At 45.6% G+C, this 22,418-nt stretch carries 19 protein-coding genes and 1 pseudogene; 7 read left to right on the top strand and 13 right to left on the bottom strand.

Annotated elements, in window-relative coordinates; all coding sequences use genetic code 11:
• The first annotated feature begins 169 nt into the window (after positions 1-169).
• The gene (locus ACK8OT_RS12675; protein WP_410196887.1) at positions 170-1,390 is read left to right on the top strand and encodes a DEAD/DEAH box helicase; all 1,221 of its coding nucleotides are present in this window, start codon (positions 170-172) and stop codon (positions 1,388-1,390) included.
• Positions 1,391-1,565: 175 nt separating this feature from the next.
• Here the strand turns inward: ACK8OT_RS12675 and ACK8OT_RS12670 are convergent, their stop codons facing one another.
• The 3 genes from ACK8OT_RS12670 to ACK8OT_RS12660 all read right to left on the bottom strand — a co-directional run bounded on the left by ACK8OT_RS12670 (position 1,566) and on the right by ACK8OT_RS12660 (position 3,667).
• Positions 1,566-2,612, bottom strand: coding sequence for a calcium/sodium antiporter (locus ACK8OT_RS12670; protein ID WP_410196886.1), 1,047 nt, complete (start codon positions 2,610-2,612; stop codon positions 1,566-1,568).
• Between the two features lie 171 nt (positions 2,613-2,783).
• On the bottom strand, positions 2,784-3,479 hold the full coding sequence (locus ACK8OT_RS12665) for an AEC family transporter (RefSeq protein ID WP_410196885.1): 696 nt from the start codon (positions 3,477-3,479) through the stop codon (positions 2,784-2,786).
• A 38-nt stretch (positions 3,480-3,517) separates the two neighbouring features.
• A complete protein-coding gene (locus ACK8OT_RS12660; protein ID WP_410196884.1) occupies positions 3,518-3,667 on the bottom strand; it encodes a hypothetical protein in 150 nt (49 codons plus the stop codon).
• Positions 3,668-3,905: 238 nt separating this feature from the next.
• Here ACK8OT_RS12660 and ACK8OT_RS12655 point away from each other — a divergent pair, with 238 nt between their 5' ends.
• Positions 3,906-4,205 (top strand): DUF6482 family protein, encoded by a 300-nt coding sequence (locus ACK8OT_RS12655; protein WP_410196883.1) that lies wholly within the window; start codon positions 3,906-3,908, stop codon positions 4,203-4,205.
• Between the two features lie 57 nt (positions 4,206-4,262).
• On the opposite strand, the gene ACK8OT_RS12650 is transcribed toward ACK8OT_RS12655, so the two are convergent.
• The 4 genes from ACK8OT_RS12650 to ACK8OT_RS12635 form a co-directional block, all read right to left on the bottom strand.
• Positions 4,263-5,969 (bottom strand): ArnT family glycosyltransferase, encoded by a 1,707-nt coding sequence (locus tag ACK8OT_RS12650; RefSeq protein ID WP_410196882.1) that lies wholly within the window; start codon positions 5,967-5,969, stop codon positions 4,263-4,265.
• Positions 5,966-6,634: a TVP38/TMEM64 family protein gene (locus tag ACK8OT_RS12645; protein ID WP_410196881.1), complete on the bottom strand. Its 669-nt coding sequence runs from the start codon at positions 6,632-6,634 to the stop codon at positions 5,966-5,968. Before ACK8OT_RS12645 ends, ACK8OT_RS12650 begins: the two co-directional genes overlap by 4 nt.
• Before the next feature lie 6 nt (positions 6,635-6,640).
• The gene (locus ACK8OT_RS12640; protein ID WP_410196880.1) at positions 6,641-7,372 is read right to left on the bottom strand and encodes a glycosyltransferase family 2 protein; all 732 of its coding nucleotides are present in this window, start codon (positions 7,370-7,372) and stop codon (positions 6,641-6,643) included.
• 292 nt (positions 7,373-7,664) lie between these two features.
• The gene (locus tag ACK8OT_RS12635) at positions 7,665-9,653 is read right to left on the bottom strand and encodes a BCCT family transporter (protein ID WP_410196879.1); all 1,989 of its coding nucleotides are present in this window, start codon (positions 9,651-9,653) and stop codon (positions 7,665-7,667) included.
• A gap of 320 nt (positions 9,654-9,973) precedes the next feature.
• Between ACK8OT_RS12635 and ACK8OT_RS12630 the strand changes: the two genes are divergently transcribed.
• Together ACK8OT_RS12630 and ACK8OT_RS12625 are read left to right on the top strand one after the other, a co-directional pair.
• Positions 9,974-10,828 carry an AraC family transcriptional regulator gene (locus ACK8OT_RS12630; RefSeq protein ID WP_410196878.1) on the top strand — a complete coding sequence of 285 codons (855 nt, stop codon included), beginning with the start codon at positions 9,974-9,976 and terminating at the stop codon, positions 10,826-10,828.
• A gap of 135 nt (positions 10,829-10,963) precedes the next feature.
• On the top strand, positions 10,964-11,509 hold the full coding sequence (locus ACK8OT_RS12625) for a YbhB/YbcL family Raf kinase inhibitor-like protein (protein WP_410196877.1): 546 nt from the start codon (positions 10,964-10,966) through the stop codon (positions 11,507-11,509).
• A gap of 13 nt (positions 11,510-11,522) precedes the next feature.
• Here ACK8OT_RS12625 and ACK8OT_RS12620 read toward each other — a convergent pair whose 3' ends face one another.
• The 3 genes from ACK8OT_RS12620 to ACK8OT_RS12610 all read right to left on the bottom strand — a co-directional run bounded on the left by ACK8OT_RS12620 (position 11,523) and on the right by ACK8OT_RS12610 (position 15,013).
• Positions 11,523-11,756 (bottom strand): hypothetical protein, encoded by a 234-nt coding sequence (locus ACK8OT_RS12620; protein ID WP_410196876.1) that lies wholly within the window; start codon positions 11,754-11,756, stop codon positions 11,523-11,525.
• A gap of 129 nt (positions 11,757-11,885) precedes the next feature.
• Positions 11,886-14,345: an ABC transporter permease gene (locus tag ACK8OT_RS12615; protein WP_410196875.1), complete on the bottom strand. Its 2,460-nt coding sequence runs from the start codon at positions 14,343-14,345 to the stop codon at positions 11,886-11,888.
• Positions 14,342-15,013, bottom strand: coding sequence for an ABC transporter ATP-binding protein (locus tag ACK8OT_RS12610; protein WP_410196874.1), 672 nt, complete (start codon positions 15,011-15,013; stop codon positions 14,342-14,344). The genes ACK8OT_RS12615 and ACK8OT_RS12610 overlap by 4 nt, the downstream gene beginning before the upstream one ends.
• Here ACK8OT_RS12610 and ACK8OT_RS12605 point away from each other — a divergent pair.
• From ACK8OT_RS12605 to speB, 3 genes are all read left to right on the top strand, one after another.
• Positions 15,012-15,620, top strand: coding sequence for an arylesterase (locus ACK8OT_RS12605; RefSeq protein WP_410196873.1), 609 nt, complete (start codon positions 15,012-15,014; stop codon positions 15,618-15,620). The two genes, ACK8OT_RS12610 and ACK8OT_RS12605, sit on opposite strands and share 2 nt — an antisense overlap.
• A gap of 234 nt (positions 15,621-15,854) precedes the next feature.
• Positions 15,855-17,768 carry a biosynthetic arginine decarboxylase gene (gene speA, locus ACK8OT_RS12600; RefSeq protein ID WP_410196872.1) on the top strand — a complete coding sequence of 638 codons (1,914 nt, stop codon included), beginning with the start codon at positions 15,855-15,857 and terminating at the stop codon, positions 17,766-17,768.
• Positions 17,769-17,875: 107 nt separating this feature from the next.
• Entirely contained in the window at positions 17,876-18,802 is a 927-nt protein-coding gene (gene speB, locus ACK8OT_RS12595; protein ID WP_410196945.1) for an agmatinase, read from the top strand.
• Between the two features lie 49 nt (positions 18,803-18,851).
• On the opposite strand, the gene ACK8OT_RS12590 is transcribed toward speB, so the two are convergent.
• From ACK8OT_RS12590 to ACK8OT_RS12580, 3 genes and pseudogenes are all read right to left on the bottom strand, one after another.
• The gene (locus ACK8OT_RS12590; RefSeq protein ID WP_410196871.1) at positions 18,852-19,961 is read right to left on the bottom strand and encodes a DUF3541 domain-containing protein; all 1,110 of its coding nucleotides are present in this window, start codon (positions 19,959-19,961) and stop codon (positions 18,852-18,854) included.
• Between the two features lie 110 nt (positions 19,962-20,071).
• A complete protein-coding gene (locus ACK8OT_RS12585) occupies positions 20,072-21,103 on the bottom strand; it encodes a DUF3080 family protein (RefSeq protein ID WP_410196870.1) in 1,032 nt (343 codons plus the stop codon).
• A gap of 252 nt (positions 21,104-21,355) precedes the next feature.
• Positions 21,356-22,418 (bottom strand): annotated as a pseudogene (locus tag ACK8OT_RS12580) (hypothetical protein); the annotation flags it as partial.

Raw genomic sequence — 22,418 nt, 5'->3', positions numbered from 1 at the left:
CACACTGCTCGCCTTGCTCAAAACGCTTTTATCTCGAACAAAAATCAACCACCAAAGATCAACAGACCCTAGGGATGATTATTTTCCCCATGCTCAACTGCTGGGCGATGGGCAATCTAGTTTGTTACACTAAGCCTCTTTTGTTTACTGGACTGACAGAGGCCTTGTGATGTCGTTTTCTGCTATTATTTCCCATCCTCAATTACTGAGCGCATTGCAAGAGTTAGGCTATGAGCAGCCTACCGCGGTCCAGCAGCAGGCGATCCCACTTATTTTAGCTGGTCATGATGTGATGGCGGGGGCGCAAACGGGCACAGGTAAAACCGCTGCGTTTCTTTTACCTTTATTGCAGCAATTACTCACAATCCAAGATGCTGATAACCAAGCCGGCATCCAAGCTTTAGTGCTGGTTCCAACACGTGAGTTAGCCACCCAAGTGGCCGCCAGCTTTAGCCAATATGCTAAGCATACTCAGTTACAAGCGGCGCTTGCTTATGGCGGCGTGAGTGTGGCGGCCCAAACTAAAAAGTTTAAGCAAGGGGTGGATGTGGTGATCGCCACGCCCGGGCGCTTGTTGGATCATTTACGCCAAGGCAATGTAAGTCTACAAACCCTGAAATACTTAGTGTTTGATGAAGCCGACCGGATGTTAGACATGGGCTTTGCCGATGAGATTAATGCCATCTTGCAACGTTTGCCCAAGCAGCGCCAAACCTTGCTGTTCTCGGCAACCTTTGATGACAAGATTTTTAACCTCACTAAGCGCTTGTTGAACCAACCCAAACGAATTGCGGTGGATAGCTTAAATAGTGTGGCTGCGCCGCTCGAGCAACGGGTTTATGCCATTGATGCCGAGCGTAAACGTGACGCCGCCGTGAGTATTTTAAAGCAGCAAAAAGGGCAGGCCTGTTTGGTATTTAGCCGTACTAAGGTTGCCGCCGATGAGTTAGCCCAGTATTTTTGTCAGCAGGGCCTTGCTGCTCATGCGTTTCATGCCGATTTATCTCAAGCACAACGTGAGCAAGTCCTTGCTCGCTATCAGCAAGGCGAATTAACTGTGCTAGTGGCAACGGATGTGGCCGCAAGGGGGCTGGATATCGCCGATCTGGCTTGCGTACTGAATATGGAGCTACCTTTTGTGGCGCAGGATTATGTGCATCGTGTCGGGCGCACGGGGCGTGCTGGCAAAGCTGGTCAAGCCATTACCTTATTAGCCAGTGAGGAAGAGTGGCGGTTAGAAGAAATTGAAGCCCTTATCGATCAAAGACTCGCGCCGCAATGGTTACTCGGATTTGAGCCTGATCTAACTAAATCTGCACCGGTCGATAAAAAGAATAGCCGAGGAGCAAGAAAACGCCGCGCTAAAAAACGCGGCTACCGAAATCAATAATCTAACTAATCTGAGCTTTGGATAAGCTATATCGTATGAATAATCCGCAAAAACGCGGTGGATATGTCCCTATAAGCTCTGCGTTTTCATCCCTGAAAACGAAGTTTTGCTACTTATTCATACGATATTCATTGGTTGGACCCATCAACCAGAATTGAGGTTAACTATCTCTGGCCTAGGCTCGCTGGCGGATATCGCGAAACAGTGAATAGCTCACCAAGCTTAAAGTAATAGGTAGGACCACATATAAGGTGACGCTTCCTAACGTGTTGGTGTAGCTTAAGTTTAATGCTACGCCAAGCAGATAGCTGGTATAAAGCAAATAGAGCATAAAGAAAGTGGCGCCTTCTGCGCGGCTTAAGCTGGCTCCGGTAAAAAACAGTGGTGCACAAAGTAGGGCGACGCCTAACATAATTGGTATATCTAAACTCACTAATTGCGTGTTGGCGGCCAGTCCTTCTGGTGCAATCACTCCTGCAACGCCCAGTACGGCTAATAAGTTAAACACATTGCTACCAATGACGTTGCCCACCGCGATATCTCTTTGCCCTTTGACGGTAGCCACAATCGAGGTTACAACTTCAGGTAGCGAGGTTCCAATGGCGATAATGGTCAAGCCGATCACCGCTTCACTCACCCCAAATGCTTTGGCGATGGCCACCGCACTACTCACCAGCATATTCGCGCCAACAACGAGTAAAGCAACGCCAAGAAGCAGCCATAGTATGTTTTGCCACCAAGGGGCTGATTCTTCTTCATTTTCTGATTCTGGATCGGGGTTTTTCTTGCCTTGAACAAATAAAAAGACGGTGTAGCTGACTAAAAGGACGACCAGAATACTGGCGTCAAGACGGCTGAGTAAGCCATCACTCACCAGCCAATAGGCTAAGGCTGTTATGGCGATCATGATAGGCACATCTTGTTTGATTAACTGTTTAGAGATGATCAGTGGGCTGAGCATGGCCGCGAGACCAAGAATAAATAGCACATTAAATACATTACTGCCGACGACATTGGCAATCGCCATTTCGGTTTCACCGGAAAATGCGGCGCCGATACTCACCGCGAGCTCAGGAGCACTGGTACCAAATGCCACCACGGTTAGGCCAACTACTAAGCTGGGAATTCCGACACTTAAGGCTAATCTTGCTGCGCCTTTGACTAAACAGTCTGCGCCGTAAATCAGTAACCCTAATCCCACCACTAACAACAGATAAACCATTTTTATGCCCTTCAAATTGGACTGGCTAAACCGATAGGTAGCCTAGACCTGAATTAATCTTGGCTATTTGCGCCTAGGAGCCATTTACTGCGGATATTAGGCTGTTTTTCAATTATTTGATAGCGCTATTGAAGTGAAAAGTTAAGCTGTTTTTATCGCTACAATAAATGTTTAAGTTAATGAAAATGCGTAACTTAATAGTAGCGGTAAGGTAATAATCGCGGCGGCATTACCAAATAACACCATGGCCGCGACCTTATCTGGCTCGGTATCAAATTGCACCGCATACAAATAATTCATTACAGCAGGGGGCAGCATACAAAATAGCACCATCATTTGCTGTTGTAACAAGGGTAAGGGGATAAGTTGCACGATAATTAGGTAGGCCAGTGCACCAGAGATAAGACTTAAGCCGATACTTTGCAGACCTATGGTCAAGCCTTGAAGTTTTAGCTTAGTCATTTGACTGCCCAAGGAAAGTAACATTATCGGAATGGCGGCTTGGCCCAGTGATTCTGTTGCTTGGAGTATAGGTGGATAAATAGGCAAGCTAGCTAAATTGACTGTCATCGCCACGACAGCGGCAATAAATAAAGGCATCTTACATAAACCGATAACACTGCTCAGCCCGCGGTGAGGGTTTAACACTAGGCCGCCAAACAGCACGTGAACGCAGGTAGACACAACAAAAAGTAAAATAGCGGCCTCGCTAGCATTAGCGCCAAAAGCGTAGCCAAATAAAGGAATGGCTAAATTACCGCTGTTACGAAAGGCCATCGCTGGTGCCCAAGTGCGAAACTTAAGTGATTTAGCACTGAGCAAAGCAACTAGCAAGATAGGGATAAATAAGGCCAATATTGCTGCCAATAACAGCGGGCCTTGCTCTTTGCCCAAGGGGGCTTGACTTAACGCAAAAAAATCAGCGCCGGTACAAATACCGCCATGTTGAGGGTATTTAAATCTGAAAAATCAAGCTTTAAGGTTTTATTCACGACAAAACCGACAGCGACCAGAGCAAAGATAGGAAATAGAATTGTAACAACTTGAGCGAGCATGAGCGGATCGTTTAGGCCTGATAAAGTATTGACGTTACTATAAACAAGTTAGGCAATACAAGTTGTTGATGTGGCGGCCTCGAACAAATTTGATCGAGTTAAGAGAGGATCGCGTAATAGCAAAGGTATGTTATACAAAAGCAGCACAAAAATTACATCGGCCTGATAAACAGTTCAGATTGATTTAAGTTTTGAAGCGCTGCTAACTGCTAAGCTTAATTAAACCCGAGGAGGATTTATGCAGCAAAAGCAAGTTAAACAATGGATAGCTCATGGCGGAGAGCCAACCTGTATTTTGATGGCTTATGCCGACTCAGCTTATTATCGCCCAGAAGTTATCGTCCATCATCATCCCGAGCCGATCACGAACAATAAAGGTGAGATCATTCATTTTAATAGTTTGGCTAACGCCAAGCTGGGCATGAAAAAGCTTGGCTTTGAGCAAGCTACGCTTAAACTTGAAATGCCCTACGATGAAATGTTAGGTGAACCAATCAAAGCCGAGCATTGCTATCAAGACGTGAAAATCTGCTTATAAACTCTTCCAGTCTTGCCCACGCTAACCTGACTGCAGTAAGTTAGCGTGGGTTTCTGATCACAGGTTATCGTACAGTTTAGTTTGTGGTGTGTAATAGCGCTTAATGCTCTCTGGTTCGTCGCATTCAGGGTGCATTGCACTTTTATCAAACAAATACCACTCGCGGCGGTGTGCTACGCCAACTAAGGTGCCTTCGCTGAGGTCAAAACAGGTTGCGCCATTTGCTCTTTTGGCCAGGATATAGCGATTATCTTGCTCTTTCATCCATAGCCAAGCATTGCGGTATTGCTCCTGTGGACTGGCTAAATAACTGAAATGCGTCATAGGGATAGGGGAAAAGAGTAAGAACTGCTCTTTAAAGCGCACTAAACCTAGCTCGCCATCAGGCCCTATCGTCTGTTTCACATTCGCCATAATTTCTTTTGCGGGCGTTCGCTGCGGATTCAACAAAATATAGCCTATTGAACTATAAAGTAACCAGCAAATGCCTAAGCTTATACCAAAGCTAGGAAGGGTTAACTTTAGCTTAAAGCGCCAAAGCACGGCTATCCAAGCCAGTGCCGCTAAGCCAAATAGCAGTGAATATAAAGACGTATCATCGCCTAAATGTTTGGTGAGTAGCGGTGAGTGGATCAAGCTCAATACGGTAGCGACACTAAAAATGCTAGCAAAGATAATTGCAAGGCCGGTGATGGCTCGGTTTATCCACTGCGGGACTTGAGTCTGAGTGACAATGGCACCGATAGCCAGTGCTAACATGGGCATGGCCGGTAACACGTAGACCCCACGCTTACCTGGGCTAATACTAAAAAAGATCACCACGCAGACAACCCAAATTAACAAGCACTGTATGATAGGACTTGCTTTTATTTCAGCCCAGCTCTTTTTATTAAATAAAAACAAATAAAGCGGGAACCACAGCACCGGGATCACACTGACCACAAAATAGTACCAAGGCTCATTATGGCCAAGAGATTTAGCGTAACGAGTGGCGGTTTGCTTTAACAAAATATTATCACGATAAGCCGTGAAGTCAGGATTATCTTTGGTCGCGGCAAAATATAAAACGGGTGCCAGCCAGACTAATAGAGTCCCTAACATTAGCAATGGGCCAAAAAATAACTTGCGATTTATCGGGGCCGCAAAGCTATGTTTTTTCACAAAATGAAGATAAAGCAAGGGGATAAATAACAGGATAGGCAAAAAGCCAACCCCTTTGGTTAAAATACCCAGCGCCATACAAACCCAGCTAAAAAGATACCACTTCATATTGGGTTTAATAAAAAAGTGACGAAGTAAGCCATACATGGAGAGGGTTATCCAAGCCGCCACCATGGCATCTATTTGCGCCGCTTTGGCTTGGATAATCAATTGCGGAGCTATCATCAATAGTATGCTAGCGTTGCACGCTACCCTAACATTCCAAAGTTTGGCTCCTAGATCAAACACACATAATATGACGATAAGACCCGCAATGGCGTTTGGGATCATAAAAGTATTGGAAATATTGCCCGTTAGCTTATACAGGACGGCGATTGACCACATAAAGATAGGTGGTTTATCTGGGTAGAGCTCACCGCCTCTCAGTGGGAAAAACCAGCGGCCAGAATCGACCATTTCTTTAGCTGCTTCAACAAAGCGTGGTTCATCGGCGGGCCAAGGGTCACGTAAACCTATGCCCATAAAAATGATAGCGAAGGCAACAAACAGAATGAAAGCAAGGTTTGCTTTATATTGATCTTGAAACAGCGGCTTGTTGATCATGTTGAAGATTCCAATTTCAATTGTTCCATTTTGGCCTTGGTATGGTCTCGATAAATCGCCGAAGTTAAGGCAAGACTGATCAGCCCTAATATCACGCTAAGATAAATCATCATTGGGCTGTCCTCATTAATACCGCCACCGACTAAAGCAAAGATAATCGTTTGCGGCAGGTACCCGATTGCGCTCGCGGCAAGAAATGAGAGAAAGGGGACGCCAACACTGCCTGAAAAAAAGTTGGTGACCAAGTTGCTGCCAACCGGTAAGAGCCTCAGCATGAGTATTTTCATAAAGGGTTTGCGTTTGGCAAAGCGTTTAAACTTTGTCATTCGTTGCGGGAATCGTCTCGCAAGTAGGCCTTTGAGCATTATCGATGCGCAGAAATAGTTGGCGGCGGCTGCCACTAAACAAACGCTGATAGCGAGCATGATGCCGGGTAATAAGCCATATATAAAACCGAACAGCAGAGAGATTGCTTGTCTGGGCCCGCCAATAAAGATAAACACTGTGCCTATCGCTATTAAGCTAATATGACCTGTTGCGCCTTGCTCTGCCAAGTAATTAACTAACCAAGGTGAGTCGGTGATGTGATTCATAATGGGAGAATCTAAACTAGCCGCAATTGCGATCAACAAGCTCACAATCAGCACTGTTTTTAGCCACTTCATTGTAAATTACTCTGAATCAATCACCTGAGGGAGCTTAGTTCGCTGGCGTAGCCACATCACACCTATCATGTCGATAATGCCTACCCAAGCGCGATTCCAAGCATTGTAATTAGATTGACCATTTTCTCTGTCTCTGTGGTTTACTGGGCAAACCACAATTTCACCGCCTATACGTTTAATGAGGGCAGGTAAAAAGCGATGCATATGATCAAAATAAGGTAATGCAAGAAAAGTGTGTTTAGGAAAAACCTTTAAGCCACAACCCGAATCAGGAACGCCATCATTTAGAAAGAATTGGCGAACCTTGTTGGCGACCTTAGATTGAAAACGCACCCAAGGAGTATCCAAGCGTTTGTTTCTATGCCCCGCAATACAAAAGTGCGTCTGGTTCACTTTTTCGGCTAATGCGACTAATGCTGGAATATCATTCGGATCATTTTGTCCATCGGCATCTGAGGTGACAATCCATTTTCCTTTAGCGTAAGTGACACCTGTGTGGATGGCGGTACTTTGACCACAGCTTTGCGCATGGGTGATGACTTGTAGGGGGCAGCTGAGCTTGGCCGCCGCCGTTTGCGCTTCTTGGCAAGTGTCATCCGTACTACCATCATTAACTAGCACAACCTCAAAAGGCATTTTGCTCAACGGCGATAGGGCTTCACTGATTTCAGTAATTAACCTACCGATATTACCCTGTTCATTTTTGGCGGGAATTACAATGGATATTAAAGGGGTCATATAAACTCGATTATACCTAATTATACCGGACACATGATTTATTGTGATTTGGTAGCACAGAAGTATTTGATTTGAGCAAAGGAGATAAAGGTAACCACAGGGTATCTAGCTTTGTATCAATGTGCAAATTTCTCAGCCTAAATTGTTAGGTTGACAGTTAAAAAAATATCAATACAAATGCTTGGGGTGATTGGGTTGTTTGTAATTAAATTGGTTACTATTTTAGAGCTCGAAAGAGTCTAAGCACATACCTAAAGTATATTGCTTAGACTCTGTATAAATATAAATGAAATTAGCCTTTTTGCGGAAGATTCTCCGCTGCATCTTCTTCTAAAATTTCTGAGCTGGCTAAATATAAGAAATGCAAATGCCTTTCGTATTGAGTAATGGCATCGGCGATGATTTGCTCTTGGGTATACCCAAACACATCGTATTGTTGACCACCCTGCAATAAAAACACTTCTGCGCGGTAATAATCATCATGTTGCTCATCGGCATAGGCTGGCACCGCAAAATGGCGCAGTCGTATGCCATAAGAGAAGTTTTCGGCTTCTTCTTTGTAGATGGTTAAGCGAACTTTTTCATCATCATCAATTAATTTGGCGTTAATACCTGTGCTTTGAAAATGCTCACATAGCTCAGTTAACGCTGGACGTGCGGTGCTATCAAGGAAGCTTTCCGCTTGTTTTAATCTTGGATGAACCAGCAAGGTACGAAGGCGCTCTTGCCATGGCACCTGACTTTGCGCGAATTGCACCGAGGTATTGTGGTTTTGCACACTGTTTTGCAGCATTAAATCGTGGCGTAGCGCTTTGAATAGACCATAGCAGAACAATAACATCACAAACATAAATGGAAAGGCGCTGGCAATGGTCAGAGTTTGCAGCGCTTGTAAACCGCCAGCATAGAGTAAAGCTGAGGCGATCAGGCCGATCATCGCGGTCCAAAAAATGCGTTGCCAAACTGGGGTATCTTGCTCACCACCCGCCGTGAGGGTGTCAATCACAAGGGCCCCCGAATCGGCTGAGGTAATAAAGAAAGTGGTTACCAATAAAACGGCAATCAAGGATAGTAAGGATGACAAAGGAAATTGTTCAAAGAACACAAAAATCGCAATAGCGACATTATCATCAACCGCTTGAGCCAAGGTGTGGGCGGTGTCAGATGAAATCAACCCAATCGCACTGTTACCAAATACCGTCATCCATAAAAAGGTAAAGCCAGATGGAATAAACAGCACGCCGACAATAAATTCACGTATGGTGCGACCACGAGAAACTCGGGCAATGAAGGTACCCACAAAAGGAGACCAAGAAATCCACCAACCCCAATAAAGCATGGTCCAGCCGCCCAACCAATCTTCTTTATGGTCATAGGCATACATGTTAAAGGTGCTATTAACCAACTCACTCATATAAGTGCCGGTATTTTGCACAAAAGATTGAAACAGCTGAGCGGTTGGGCCTAACAATAACATGCCCAATAGCAGTGCTAACGCCAAAAACATATTTAAATTGGAAAGCCGCTTAATGCCGCCGTCTAGGCCTAAAATCACCGAAATGGTAGCTAAAATGGTGATGACCAAAATAAGAGCAAGTTGAACCAGCACCGTTTGTTCGATTGCGAATAAATGCGATAAGCCAGCATTTAATTGTTGTACACCAAAGCCAAGTGACGTGGCTACCCCAAATAAGGTGCCGACGACGGCAAACGTATCGGTAGCATGACCTATGGGGCCATGGATCCGCTCACCTATGATGGGATATAAGGCTGAGCGAGGTAATAATGGTAATTTGTGACGATAAGAAAAATAGGCCAAGGCAAGAGCAACCACGGCATAGATGCCCCAAGCATGCAAGCCCCAGTGGAAAAAAGTAATACGCATTGCATCTTTTGCTGCGGCAACGGTCGCAGGATCGCCCACTGGCGGGCTAAGGTAATGCATGACAGGCTCAGCCACACCAAAAAACATCAAACCGATACCCATACCGGCAGAAAACAGCATGGAGAACCAGGAGATATTGGAATAATCTGGCTCACTATGATCAGGCCCCAGCTTAATATCCCCTAATCGGCTGACCATAATGCAGACAATAAATATCAGAAAAATGGCAACACTAAGGATATATAACCAGCCCACTTGGCTGACGAGCCAAGATTGAACTTGGTTAAATATTTGCGTACTAAAATCGGGTTGCAGGGCCGCAAACAAGGCAATGAAAGAGGCGATGACTAAGGATGAAATGAAAACAGGTTTATTTATCTTTGTTGAAATGTGCATAATTACTCAATAAGTTAGCTGAATCAAAGTGAGCTAGGCTCAGCTAAAGTGGATAAAATAAAGTAAGCCAAACTTGGCTACTTCGCGGTCAATCAGACTGAGTTTGATTTTCGGTGAACAAACACAATCCTATGCTCTAGTGATAACGTCTATTTTTGCCGGTTAAAATTGGCATCTTACGCTAAAAAGTCGCTTTAAAATGCAATCTTAGCACATTTTGAGCAAAATATGGACGGTGTTGAGTTTTGGCTCATCGCCAACCGCAGTTGCCAAGAGACTAGGTAAACGGATTGATTAATCGAGCGCTAGGGAAAGAGTAAATGAGCGAGATGATAAAATGGTTACAGTTAACCGATTGGGTTAAGCAGCTACAACCCAACCGTCCTTTCCCTGGCATAGGTTATGTTCGTTGTGATAGCACCCAGCAGCTACGGGATCTGCAAGCTGCGCAGAGCTTTTTAGTCATTATCGTGCAGGGCTATAAACGTGTGGTTACCCAAACACAAGAGTTACTGTTAAATAGTAAGCAAGCCATGGCTTTTCCCGCCCATGCTGATTTTAGTATTGCCAATACTCCCGAAAACGGAGCGTTTTATGCCTTGGTTTTGCAGTTTAGTCCTGAGCAATTGCAAGGCGTGCAAGCTGCGCATGGCCAATTAGTCGAGCAGGTGTTGGCAAGCAAGCACTATTTCAAACCATTTAAAGTCTCGGCTGATTTATTGTCGAGTTTGCTGCATTTACTAGATGCCTTACATTCAGGCATAGATCATGCCTTGTTAATGCATAGATACAATGAGGTGATCTTAGCATTGTTACTCAGTGGGCAAGGTGGGTGCTTGTTTGTGCAGCCTCAAGCTAAATGGCGAGACAAAGTGAGCCAGTTGATCTCCCTTGATCCTGCTAATCATTGGTCATTAGAAATCATGTCTGAACGCTTACACGTTAGCGAAACGACTCTTCGACGGAGATTGCGCGAAGAAGGTGTTGGTTTTAGGCAAGTATTAACGGATACCCGGCTGGGTCATGGCCTGTATTTGTTACAAAGTGGCCTAGAGCGCCGTCCAATCAGTGATGTCAGCGAGCGCTGCGGTTATCAGTCGGTATCAAGCTTTAGTGCCCAATTTAAAACGCGATTTGGTATGTTGCCTTCGCAATTGCAAAAGACGGTGATCTAAGGTGATAACTTGGCCTCTTAACACCGCCAGTCAGCGTCGAATGACCATTTAACAATAAAAGTTGGCCAGTTGACGGCAACCTAGGTTGAAGTATTTTTTTAATCTGTATTTGTTTTAAACAACAAGGAAAAACAGATGAAAAAGATAGCGTTAGTATTAGCTCTAGGGAGCATGATGGGATCTGCAAACGCCTTAGAATTGGCCAGTGATGACCTAGTTGAAGGCGGCCTAATGGATATTAAACATGTATTTGATCAATGGGGCTGCGGTGGCAAGAATATTTCTCCACATTTAAAATGGAGTGATGTCCCTGAGGGAACGAAGAGTTTTGTCGTGACGGTGTACGATCCCGATGCCCCAACTATTAGCGGCTTTTGGCATTGGGTTGCGTTTAATATACCGGCCAATGTGACAGAGTTGCCACAAGGGGCTGGCAGCGAGGGAAGCAAGCTAATGCCGCAAGGGGTGATTCAATCTAACACCGATTTTAATGCTCAAGGCTACGGTGGCCCCTGTCCGCCAACGACAGACGGCATGCATCGTTATCAATTCTCTATTCACGCCATGAAGGTCGATAAACTCCCCTTTGGAGCAGACATTAATCCCGCTTCAGTGGGTTATCAAATCCATGTTAACAGTTTGGCTACAGCAACCATTACCGCGACATATAATCGCGATTAAACTTATATTTCATTCAACGTCGATGATTAAACTGACCGCTTGATAAAGAGGGTAGGTAAGCTGGCGTGAGCTTACCTGCTAGGGCCTGTTGATCTTTGGTGGTTGATTTTTGTTCGAGAGGGGACACCCTGTCTAAAAGCGTTTTGAGCAAGGCGAGCAGTGTGTAGCTTAGCATTCTAAGTAAATACTGCTCAACGACGGGCAAAACGCTTTTAGCCGAATCCGTAGGACAGCGTTTGTTGGTCATTTCTACTGCGTTTGCGCCTTTTCGCGTAGTTCACTATGCCACAAAGGCGCTGGCCACAACGATCGTTTTGTATAAATACCCAACAAATCGCTGCAAAAACCAGCACGAAAGTTCAACAGGCCCTAGGTATTAAGCCCTTAATGGCGCGAGTAATTGTTTAAACATACTTTGCGTTATCAAGTAGATAAGCCCAACTGCGATCAAAGGCAGAGCGGCAAACAGCCACCAGTGCATTTGGGGTGGCATTTCAAAACCCCACTTCACCATGCTTGCAATCACCGCCTGTGCACCCATTGCCGCGCACATACCCGCAATCCCGGCCATGATGCCGTATTCTGCCCATAATGTGGCACTGATACGCTTTTTGCTAGCGCCGAGGGTGCGATAAAGTTTAATTTCGCGTTGGCGCTGCGACACGCTTAAACGCAGCAAGGTTAATACCAAAAGTAAGCCACTGATCACGGCTAAACTGGCCAGCACAGTTAAAGACCACGCTACTTGGCTGAGTAAGGATTGAATTTGATTGGCCATGGTGCGCAGATCTAACAGGCTCACCGTTGGATAATCTCTTGCTAATTGATTTAATAAATCCGATTGCCCTTGCTCAACGCGATAACTCACCAGCCAAGTCGCGGGCAGGTTGGTTAATACATCGGGGCTAAAGATGAAATAAAAATTGGGTTTCATATTGCGCCATTCAACGGCGCGGATACTGTTTACCTTGGCGCTAAAGGTTTGGCTATTGACAGTAAAGTGTAAGGTGTCGCCTAGCTCAATGGATAATCTTTGCGCAATGTCGCGTTCCACCGAAACACCGCTTTGGCGGGTCCACTCACCCGCGACGACGTCATTGTGACTGGGTAGCTCATCCAGCCAAGTAAAGTTTAACTCACGGCGCAAAGCGGGATCTTTTTCTTTTTGCTGCTCTTCATCTTGCTCCGCTTGTGAAGATTGTAATACCTCATCGTTGCGCTGGATCAGGCGACCTCGGATCACCGGATAAGCCAGAGAATGGGGTAATTGCCATTGCTCAAGCTGGGCTATGTAGGGCTCAACTTGCTCGGGCGCGATATTAATGGCAAACACATTGGCGGCATCAGGAGGTAAGGTTTGCTGCCAGTTATCAAGTAAATCACTGCGTAATAGCCAAATCACACTCAGTAACATCAGCGAGCAAGTCAGGGCGCCTAACTGAGCGATACTGGCCGCTTTACTGCGATTGAGCCGACTTAATGCAAGCGTCATGGCGGGTCCCCACTGCTTTTTTTGCAGCAGTTTAGTCACCATTAGACCTATACCACCTAGGACTAACAGTAACAGCACTAGCCCAATCAAGGTGAGCCACATTAAGGTATTGCTACCAAACCAAAATAATAAGCTCAGTAGAGGCAACAGCAGCAGGGCAAATGGCCAAATGGATTTAGCTTGGTTTGACTCAGTTTGAATGATCGCCGTTGCGGGCGTATCCAATAAACGCAGTAAACTGATGCCCATACTCGGTAGGCCAACTAACAGGGCTACGCCTATGCTGATAAGCCAAGGGGCAAAGCCTATGCTAGGCAAAGGGTCGGGTAGTAAATCCACGAGGGGTAAACGCAGCAGTTGCTCTAACGCGATCCCTGCAACCAGCCCTAAACTACTAGCCAGACCAAACAGCATCAACAGTTGACCGGCTAACCAACGTTTTAGCCAGCTGCGACTGGCGCCCAAACTTTTCAGCATGGCCACGGTATCTCGCTGACTATTACTGTAATGCTGGCTGGTAAGCACTAAGGTGGCACTGGCCATTAACAACACCAGCAGTAAAGTAAGGGATAAATATTGCTGCGCTTTATTGAGAAACTCCGCCGTGCGTCCCTGACTTTGTTCGCTGAGCCAGCGTTGACTTGGGGTCAGTGGCATTTTCTGTAACTGCTTTAAGGCGCTGTCTTTACCTTTAAAATAGGCGCGATAGCTTAATCTGGCTCCTTCTAAAGATGCCCCCGTTTTGGCCAAGTCATTCAAGTGGATGATCACGGTAGGCATTTGATTAAAGGGATTAAATGACAGCTCTGGATCTTGAGCTATTAAACCCGATACGGTTAACTCGGCATCGCCAATGGCCACCGTATCGCCCACCTTAACGTCTAATAAGTTGAATAAACGCTCGGCTAGCCAAAGCTGATTTGGCTCGACGTGGTTATAAAATGCAGACGTTTGGCTATCTGAGTGATGATGGACAGGATTAGGATCTAATTGCAGCTCACCCCTTAACGGAAAATCGCTTTGCATGGCTTTGACGCTGACCAGCTGCATGGCATTATCACTAAACGCCATGGTGCGAATGCGTGTCTGCAGGCTGTATGTAAGCCCTAATTGACTGGCTTGCTGCAACAGCTCAGTTGGGATGGCTTGTTGGTTGGATACCAACACCAAATCACCGCCAAGGGCTGAGCGTCCTTGATCTACCATAACCTTATCGACTCGTGTCACTAAAGCGGCCAAGGCGAATACACAGGCCACAATCAGGGTTAAGGCTAAGGTAATCGGCCAAAGCTGGCCTTGCCAACATTCACGCCAGCGCCATTTGATTAACAAATCCCTTTTCATTGGGCCACCTTACCCGAGTTAATATGTAAGGTTCTATCACAGCGCTCAGCTAGTGCGGGATCATGGGTGACCAAGACTAAGGTGGTGCCGTGCTCTCTATTGAGTTGAAATAACAGCTCAACAATACGACCCGCGGTTTGTTGATCTAAATTGCCCGTTGGCTCATCGGCAAACAAAATCTTAGGTTGGCTAATAAAAGCGCGAGCTAAAGCGACACGCTGTTGCTCACCGCCGGAAAGTTGCGAGGGCAGGTGATCGGCGCGCTCTGCAAGGCCAACTTGTTGTAATAGTTGAGTGGCTAAAGCTTCATCTTGTGCCTCGCCCTTGATTAAAAACGGCAACATCACGTTTTCTAATGCGGTGAGTGTGGGGATCAGCAAAAAGCTTTGAAAAACAAAACTGATATGTTCGCAGCGCAGGGCTGCTCTTGCTTCTTCATCGAGTTGCGACAAGGCCTTGCCCAGTAGATAGATTTCCCCTGCACTGGCCACATCTAAGCCTGCCAATAGTGTCATTAACGTTGACTTGCCCGCTCCTGATGGGCCGACTAAGGCAAGGCTCTCACCTGCTTGAACTTGCAGTGAAACATCTTGCAGTATGGTCAAGCTATCCGTGCTTGTGTTAACTTGCTTAACCACATGTTCAGCTTTAATAATGGGATCAGACATGTATAAACCTTTTTTATTTCTTCTAGTTACTGGATTAAGCCTAATGAGTAGCTTAGTGCACAGTCAAACCTTATTGATTGTTGGCGATAGCTTAAGCGCAGGCTATCAAATGTCGGCAGAGCAAAGTTGGCCTGCGTTATTACCCGAACGCTTAGCCAAACAAGGCAAGCCATATCAAGTGATTAATGCCAGTATTTCTGGTGATACCACGGGCAATGGTCTAGCCAGGCTACCCGAATTATTACGTTTGCATCAACCCGAGTACGTATTCATTACCTTAGGCGCGAATGATGGCTTGCGCGGTTTTGCACCCAACATCATACGTAACAACCTTACCCAGATGATCACTTTGGTGAAACAAGCAAAGGGTCAAGCCATGATCATGCAAGTGCAAGCACCGCCAAATTATGGCAAACGTTACAGTCAGGCTTTTGCTCAGGTGTTCACACAAGTGAGTAAAGAGCAAGGTGTGCCCCTGTTGCCCTTTTTCCTCGAACCCGTCATTTTGCAGCCAGAGTTGATGATGCCCGATGGCTTGCACCCCAAGGCTGCAGCTCAGCCGAGCATCGCTGATTTTGTCAGTGAACAGCTAATTTCGCATTTGTAATTCTAATTTCGTGCTATCTGCTAAGCTTAACCTGTTAATTTTTAATAGGTTAAGTTTATTGCAGTTTATTTTTTCTTTACCGTTAATTTTTTTTGTTGGACTGCAACCAACAAATGTTTTTCTATTCGCGCAACCGGACTGTTGCGGGGCTAAAGCGATAAGCACAGGCTCAAAGGTACGGCCACTGAGTTGCGAGAGAGCAACATTTTTTGAACAATATTTTGGATTTACCCCATGACACAAGCAACAGATCTAGAAAGTGTACGTGCGAGCTATAACGTGCGTCACTGGAGCCAAGGTTTCTATGCTATTAATGACGAAGGCAAAGTCGTTGTGGCGCCAAAGGCCGACCAACCAGAGCACACCATTGCCTTAAGTGAAATCAGCGCGCAGGTGCAAGCTAAAGGCTTAAGCTTGCCGGTTTTAGTGCGTTTTCCGCAAATATTACATCAGCGTGTACACAGTTTATGTGCCGCCTTTAACCAAGCCATTGCCGATTACCATTACGACGAGAAATATTTGCTGGTTTATCCGATCAAGGTTAACCAGCAAAAGGAAGTGGTTGACCAACTGCTGGCCAGCCAAAAAGACAAAGAAGTGAAGCAACTTGGCCTTGAAGCGGGCAGTAAGGCGGAATTACTTGCGGTGTTAGCTTTGGCGCAAAAAGTCAGCTCGGTGATTGTTTGTAATGGTTACAAAGACAGTGAATATATTCGCCTCGCTCTGATAGGAGAAAAGCTGGGTCATAAGGTTCATATCGTTTTAGAAAAAATGTCTGAGCTGGCCATGGTGTTAAGTGAAGCGAAAAAGCTCAACGTTGCACCTCGTTTGGGTCTGCGAGTGCGCCTAGCTTCACAAGGTAAAGGTAAATGGCAAGCCAGTGGCGGTGAAAAATCCAAATTTGGTTTATCGGCTTCGCAAGTGTTGCAGGTACTTGATGTACTAAAGAAAAACAATCAAGTCGATGCGTTGCAGTTAGTGCACTTTCATCTTGGCTCGCAAATGGCCAACATTCGTGATGTGCGCACCGGCGTCAGTGAAGCCGCGCGTTTTTATTGTGAACTGCGTGAGCTGGGCGCTAACTTGCTATGTATGGATGTTGGCGGCGGTTTAGCGGTGGATTATGACGGCACCCGCAGTCAATCGTCTAACTCAATGAACTATAGCTTGGCCGAGTACGCCAACAATATCGTTTATTGTATTGGCGATATTTGTAAGCTGTATAACCAGCCTATGCCGATGATTATTTCAGAATCAGGCCGAGCGTTAACCGCGCATCATGCGGTGCTGATTTCAAATGTGATTGGTGCTGAAAGTTATACACCAGAAACCCTAACGGCCCCCGATGCCGAGCAGCCGTTATTGCTACAAAACATGTGGCGCTCTTGGTTACAGTTAAGTGGCCGCAATGATGATCGTGCGCTTATTGAAATTTATCATGACTGTCAAAGTGACTTGGCCGAAGTGCATAGCCAATTTGCCATGGGATTATTGAATTTGACTCAGCGCGCATGGGCTGAGCAGTTGAACCTACGTTTGTGTTATGAATTGAATCAGTTACTGGACGGTAAAAACCGCTTCCATCGCCCGATCATGGATGAACTGACGGAAAAATTAGCCGATAAGTTTTTTGTGAACTTTTCTTTGTTTCAGTCATTGCCTGATGCTTGGGGCATAGAGCAAGTTTTCCCTGTATTACCTCTAACTGGGCTAGATAAAGTCCCGACGAGCCGCGCGGTACTGCTTGATATTACCTGTGATTCGGACGGCACGGTTGATCAATACGTGGACGGCCAAGGTATTGAAACTACGTTGCCAGTGCCACCTTGGAATAGCGAAGAAGAATACCTGATGGGCTTTTTCCTGGTTGGGGCGTACCAAGAAATCTTAGGCGATATGCATAATTTATTTGGTGATACCCACAGCGCTGTGGTGATGATGGATGAACAAGGCCAAGCTCAGGTCACGGCTATTGATGAAGGGGACACGGTAGAAGATATGCTGCAATACGTGCACCTTGATGCGCAAGAATTCAGGGCTTCATATCGTGAGCTTATCGCCGCGAAAATCCTTGAAGCCGAGCAGCAACAAATTTACCAAGAGCTAGACTTAGGTTTAAAAGGTTATACCTACTTGGAAGATGTATAAAAGTAACCCAATCGCGGGATAAATTCGGAGCAAACGTCCAGCAAATGGGCGCTTTGCTGTTGTCCGTTTATTTCAAGGTAAGTTAATAAATGAAAGGCTCGATGGCCATGAACGATGTGTTTTCACAAATAGATAATTCGCTTTACTCCAATGCGATGACATTTTTACGTCAACCCTTGGTGCAAAATCCCTTATACACAGATGCGGATGTGGTGGTACTAGGCCTGCCATTTGATATGGCAACATCGGGGCGCTCAGGTGCGCGAATGGGGCCGGATGCGATGCGCCGCGCCTCGGTTAATTTGGCTTGGGAAGATCGCCGTTTTCCTTGGCATTTTCGTTTGTTTGATCACCTCAAGCTGGTGGATGCCGGTGACTTGGTGTTTAGCTGTGGTGATAGCGCCGATTTTTGCCAGCGCTTAGAGTTAGCCGCTTCGCAAATCTTGAGTAGTGGTAAGGCGCTATTGGGTTTAGGTGGCGATCACTTTGTGACCTTGCCGCTACTTCGTGCTCATGCGAAAAAATACGGCAAGATGGCGCTGATCCATTTTGATGCCCATACGGATACCTACAGCAATGGCAGCCAATATGATCATGGCACCATGTTTTATCATGCTCCGAATGAAGGCTTGATTGATAAACACCATTCGGTGCAGGTGGGCATACGTACCGACTATACTGAAAAAGATCATGGCTTTAACGTCATCAATGCGATGCAAGCCAATGACATGAGCGTGGATGAGATAGTGCAGCAGATAAAGGCAACGGTAGGCGATTTACCAGTTTACCTGACCTTTGATATTGACTGTTTAGATCCAGCCTTTGCGCCAGGCACAGGTACGCCTGTGTGTGGTGGCTTAACCACAGACAAGATCCTTAAAATCCTCCGCGGTTTACAAGGCTTGCCCTTGGTTGGTATGGACGTGGTAGAAGTAGCGCCAGCTTATGATAATAGTGACGTCACCGCTTTAGCGGGCGCGACTATCGCTTTAGAGCTATTACACCTTTGGGCGTTAAAAAATAAGGCTATTTGATCATTATCCAAGTGGTTATCATGCCACTTGGATAGATGCTTTCATGGGGTTATTTGGCAGTTAGGCCATAGGGTGGGCTAACCACCATGATTGGGCTAGCTTGATTAGGATTGGTGGCGGCTAAGCCTCGCCAATCGAGTAGCATAATGGCCAGTACATTTCTATGTTCACCGCGCTCTAAGTTAATATCCCCCGTAACCGATGGGATCATATTGTGTTGCGGATGGATAGCCTTACTAATGGCCTGCTGCGCTTTCTTGACAACCGGATCGTGATCTAATTGAGCTAACAAGAAGTTCAGACCGACTTCGGCAATCACATCTTCTTTACAGCGCGCTAAAATCGTCTCTATGTTGTTACGATAATAGTCGAAAATCCATTGATGCTGAGCCTCGGAAACGGGCTTCAGGTAGTATTGTGAGTCGGCAAAAATGATGTGGCTCATACCGTAAATTTTATTATTAAACTGCTGCTTACTAAGCAAGTGATCTTGATCATCTGGGTAGGCAAGGCGAAAAGCTTGGATAAAAGCTTGGGTTAAATCTTGCTCGCCCAGCTGGCGCAGCCAATAAACGTGATTAGCCATTTGCGCAGCCCAAGCGCGGATCATATCCGGATCGGTCGCATACTTAGCAAAATCATAACGGCGTAATATCTCACGTAGCTTTGCATCCTCTTGATGTTTAAGGCCAAACTCATCAGCTCTTGCCATCGCACTGAGTAAATCTAATCCTAAGTACATGTATTCAGGGTGATTCAGGGTAGCTTGATAGCGGCGTTTTTCACGCTCTGTCGTTTTGCCCTTTAAGTTTTGCAGGCGCGATAATGAATAAGCTTGGATTTGTTTCGGCGTATGTACCTCATCAGCAAAGCGGTTTAGCCGGTTAGCGACGCGAGCCACATCCACCCACAAGGGCAACAGGTATTTGTCATCGTTGGTCTGTCTATGCATTCGCACGCCATAGTGGGCAAAGGTATAGGGTTGTAAAGTAAACAAAGCGGCTTCGTAGGTGTTTTTGATGCGCTGGGCATCAACAACATACTGCTGTTTAACGGCTTGCTCTGTTGCTATTTCGGCCTGACAGGCGCCAATAACACTGAGCCAAAGCAATAGCAAAATGCTGATGGGGGTAAAGCGATAGTGGGATAGTTTCATCATCCATGACTTAAGTTAGCGATATCTGATGGAATGCTACCAAGTAATCGCAGCGGTGGCGCTGATATTTTTTTATCCTTAGATAAAATAAGGCGATTGTTGGTGAGTCGAAATTATCGCGCTGTGGTGGTGACGCTTTGCTGGCATCTTGTAAATAGTTGCTGCCATTGTTGCTGGTGGCGCTGACTACTTAAGGTCAGGCGCGTTTGCACGCTGAGTATTTGCGTTAATGATTGACGCGTGTGCTGATCGATAGATGGCGGCATAGGCTCAATTAATGCGTTTAATAATGGCATTACTTGATGCAGTTCGCGATTAAGGATAGCAATGTAGGGCTGCATTAAGGCGACATATCGGTGGCTAAAAATGGCTTTTAATTTATCAAACGATAAGGGATGTCGTCTGCCTTGGCAGCTGATGCTTGCTTGATTGCTCGCCAATAATTCGCTGGCAAAGTCGAGCTGGCTAATGGCGTGCTCTGTGGTCATGATTAAGCTAGGCAGATAACGACTTTTGCTCATCAGGGCCAAGTGCTGATTTAGCCCATTCGTGAGCGCTAGCTGCTGTTGAAGGGACGTTGAGTGACTTGGGTTAAGTTGATTTAAGGATCTCAGGCTCGCTAAACTGGCTTGGCTAAATTGATGACCTTGTAAGGGAAAAAGCTGGCTGTGGCCAAAGAAAAAGTCATAGCCAGTGTTATCAGCAAACAGCATTTGCCAAAAATACAGAGGTAACTTTTGCTGTTTTTCATTTGTTAATTCAGTCAGAAACGCGCGATCACTGAGGCTTAATGAGTCTGCAGTGTTGAGGCAGTGCGTTAGATTATTCAACAAGCTAAGCTGAAAAACGTAATTGGACGCAGCACTTTGATGTTTGTTGAGTATTTGATTTTTGTCACTGGCTAAGTACAAAAGATCACACTGTTCTAGGGTGAGGCTTTCTAGTAATGTCAGCTGGCGATCTAAATTAGCTAAGGTAAGGCTACGTTTAGTTGGAAACGGTTGCGGCGTTAACGACAACGGCGCTACCTCAAAGGCATCCGCTAAAAATTCCCCATATTGTTGCAGGGCTTGCTGCTCGGCTTGGTTGCACCCGATTAAGGTGATGAGAGGAAGGATGAACAAGGTTTTCCAGATTTCTTTCATCTGTCTGCACAGGCCTTTGGTTATTTGTTCAACTCAGCCGAGGTTGGCTATAGCATAGCAATTTCATTTCATCAGGCAAATCGAGTAGTTAAGATCTCCTTGCTACAATTTGGACTTTCAAGCCTTAGTTTTAGCTTAGGTTATAAGCTGATAGAGAATTTGGAATAAGGAAAGCGAACTAGGAAGAATAGTTCGCTTTCTCAATGTTTATTTATAAGCGTTGTACTTATTACCTAACATTATGCTGATTGGTTAAAAGCATGGAGTAAATGGAGCTGATGTCGGAATAAAATCGTTACGCACCTTTGGATCCGTTTGCGCGGCAAATTCGGTCAAATTATCGTAGTTATCCCAATCCATATCTTGTTTGGCATCTTCTGGCATATCATCGGACAGCCCATATTGCATTTCCCAAGCAGCAGGCAGACCATCCCTGTCATTATCTACCTGATATCTAAAGTTACACGGGAAAGGATCGTAACCATCAGGAATACCATCATTATCTGAATCTGCAAGCCTAGGAGCGGTTCCTGCATTAAATTCGGCAATGTTAGTTAAACCATCGTTGTCGTCATCCATAGATGCATCAGCCGAGTTGATATTGCTATAGCCATACTGCACCTCCCATTGATCAGGGATACCATCAAAGTCTTGATCATGGGAAAAGCGCGGGTTTGTTGGCGCGATATCTTGACTGTCGAACACTCCATCGAAGTCAGAATCCTGTTGCTGAGGATGGGTTTCCAATTGATACTCTTTCAAATTGCTTAAACCATCATTGTCCAGATCTAGGTTAGCATCTAGTGGGTCATTAATTTGCATACTATGTTCAATTTCCCATCCATCCGGTAGTCCGTCTTTATCTTGATCAAAACGATACTGTGCATTAGTAGGGGCTATATCAGCTCCATCTAGTTCACCATCGTTATCGGAATCTGGAATTTGGGGATTTGAGCCAGCTAGAAACTCTTGCAATTCAGTTAAACCATCATTGTCGTAGTCAAAATTTGCATCATTGGGATTAGAGTCTTGCATAAAGTGAAACAATCTTTCCCACTCATAGGGGATGCCATCTCTATCGTCATCACGACTGTATTTTGCGTTTAAGGAGTCAAAGTCGTCACCATCGGGTATACCATCGCCATCGGTGTCAGGATTGGTCGGATTAGTACCTAGCTTAAATTCTTCTAAGTTGGTTAGGTAATCCCTATCTATATTTTCAAATGCATCGTTACGGTATTTATCTAAACCGTATTGCTCTTCCCAATTATCAGGTAAACCATCTTGGTCGCTATCTAAGCCATAACGAGCGTCG

The sequence above is a fragment of the Motilimonas thetidivivens genome (genome assembly GCF_046452435.1).
Classification (GTDB): Bacteria; Pseudomonadota; Gammaproteobacteria; order Enterobacterales; family CBDFNC01; genus Motilimonas.
Note: the sequence above shows the minus strand (reverse complement) of the source record. Positions and strands in the feature narration are given on the sequence as shown.

Excerpts from the sequence above, each read along its gene's own strand:
- ACK8OT_RS12675 (WP_410196887.1), top strand. The coding sequence starts at position 170 with ATGTCGTTTTCTGCTATTATTTCCCATCCTCAATTACTGAGCGCATTG.
- ACK8OT_RS12670 (WP_410196886.1), bottom strand. The coding sequence starts at position 2,612 with ATGGTTTATCTGTTGTTAGTGGTGGGATTAGGGTTACTGATTTACGGC.
- ACK8OT_RS12660 (WP_410196884.1), bottom strand. The coding sequence starts at position 3,667 with ATGCTCGCTCAAGTTGTTACAATTCTATTTCCTATCTTTGCTCTGGTC.
- ACK8OT_RS12655 (WP_410196883.1), top strand. The coding sequence starts at position 3,906 with ATGCAGCAAAAGCAAGTTAAACAATGGATAGCTCATGGCGGAGAGCCA.
- ACK8OT_RS12650 (WP_410196882.1), bottom strand. The coding sequence starts at position 5,969 with ATGATCAACAAGCCGCTGTTTCAAGATCAATATAAAGCAAACCTTGCT.
- ACK8OT_RS12645 (WP_410196881.1), bottom strand. The coding sequence starts at position 6,634 with ATGAAGTGGCTAAAAACAGTGCTGATTGTGAGCTTGTTGATCGCAATT.
- ACK8OT_RS12640 (WP_410196880.1), bottom strand. The coding sequence starts at position 7,372 with ATGACCCCTTTAATATCCATTGTAATTCCCGCCAAAAATGAACAGGGT.
- ACK8OT_RS12635 (WP_410196879.1), bottom strand. The coding sequence starts at position 9,653 with ATGCACATTTCAACAAAGATAAATAAACCTGTTTTCATTTCATCCTTA.
- ACK8OT_RS12630 (WP_410196878.1), top strand. The coding sequence starts at position 9,974 with ATGAGCGAGATGATAAAATGGTTACAGTTAACCGATTGGGTTAAGCAG.
- ACK8OT_RS12625 (WP_410196877.1), top strand. The coding sequence starts at position 10,964 with ATGAAAAAGATAGCGTTAGTATTAGCTCTAGGGAGCATGATGGGATCT.
- ACK8OT_RS12620 (WP_410196876.1), bottom strand. The coding sequence starts at position 11,756 with ATGACCAACAAACGCTGTCCTACGGATTCGGCTAAAAGCGTTTTGCCC.
- ACK8OT_RS12615 (WP_410196875.1), bottom strand. The coding sequence starts at position 14,345 with ATGAAAAGGGATTTGTTAATCAAATGGCGCTGGCGTGAATGTTGGCAA.
- ACK8OT_RS12605 (WP_410196873.1), top strand. The coding sequence starts at position 15,012 with ATGTATAAACCTTTTTTATTTCTTCTAGTTACTGGATTAAGCCTAATG.
- ACK8OT_RS12610 (WP_410196874.1), bottom strand. The coding sequence starts at position 15,013 with ATGTCTGATCCCATTATTAAAGCTGAACATGTGGTTAAGCAAGTTAAC.
- speA (WP_410196872.1), top strand. The coding sequence starts at position 15,855 with ATGACACAAGCAACAGATCTAGAAAGTGTACGTGCGAGCTATAACGTG.
- speB (WP_410196945.1), top strand. The coding sequence starts at position 17,876 with ATGAACGATGTGTTTTCACAAATAGATAATTCGCTTTACTCCAATGCG.
- ACK8OT_RS12590 (WP_410196871.1), bottom strand. The coding sequence starts at position 19,961 with ATGATGAAACTATCCCACTATCGCTTTACCCCCATCAGCATTTTGCTA.
- ACK8OT_RS12585 (WP_410196870.1), bottom strand. The coding sequence starts at position 21,103 with ATGAAAGAAATCTGGAAAACCTTGTTCATCCTTCCTCTCATCACCTTA.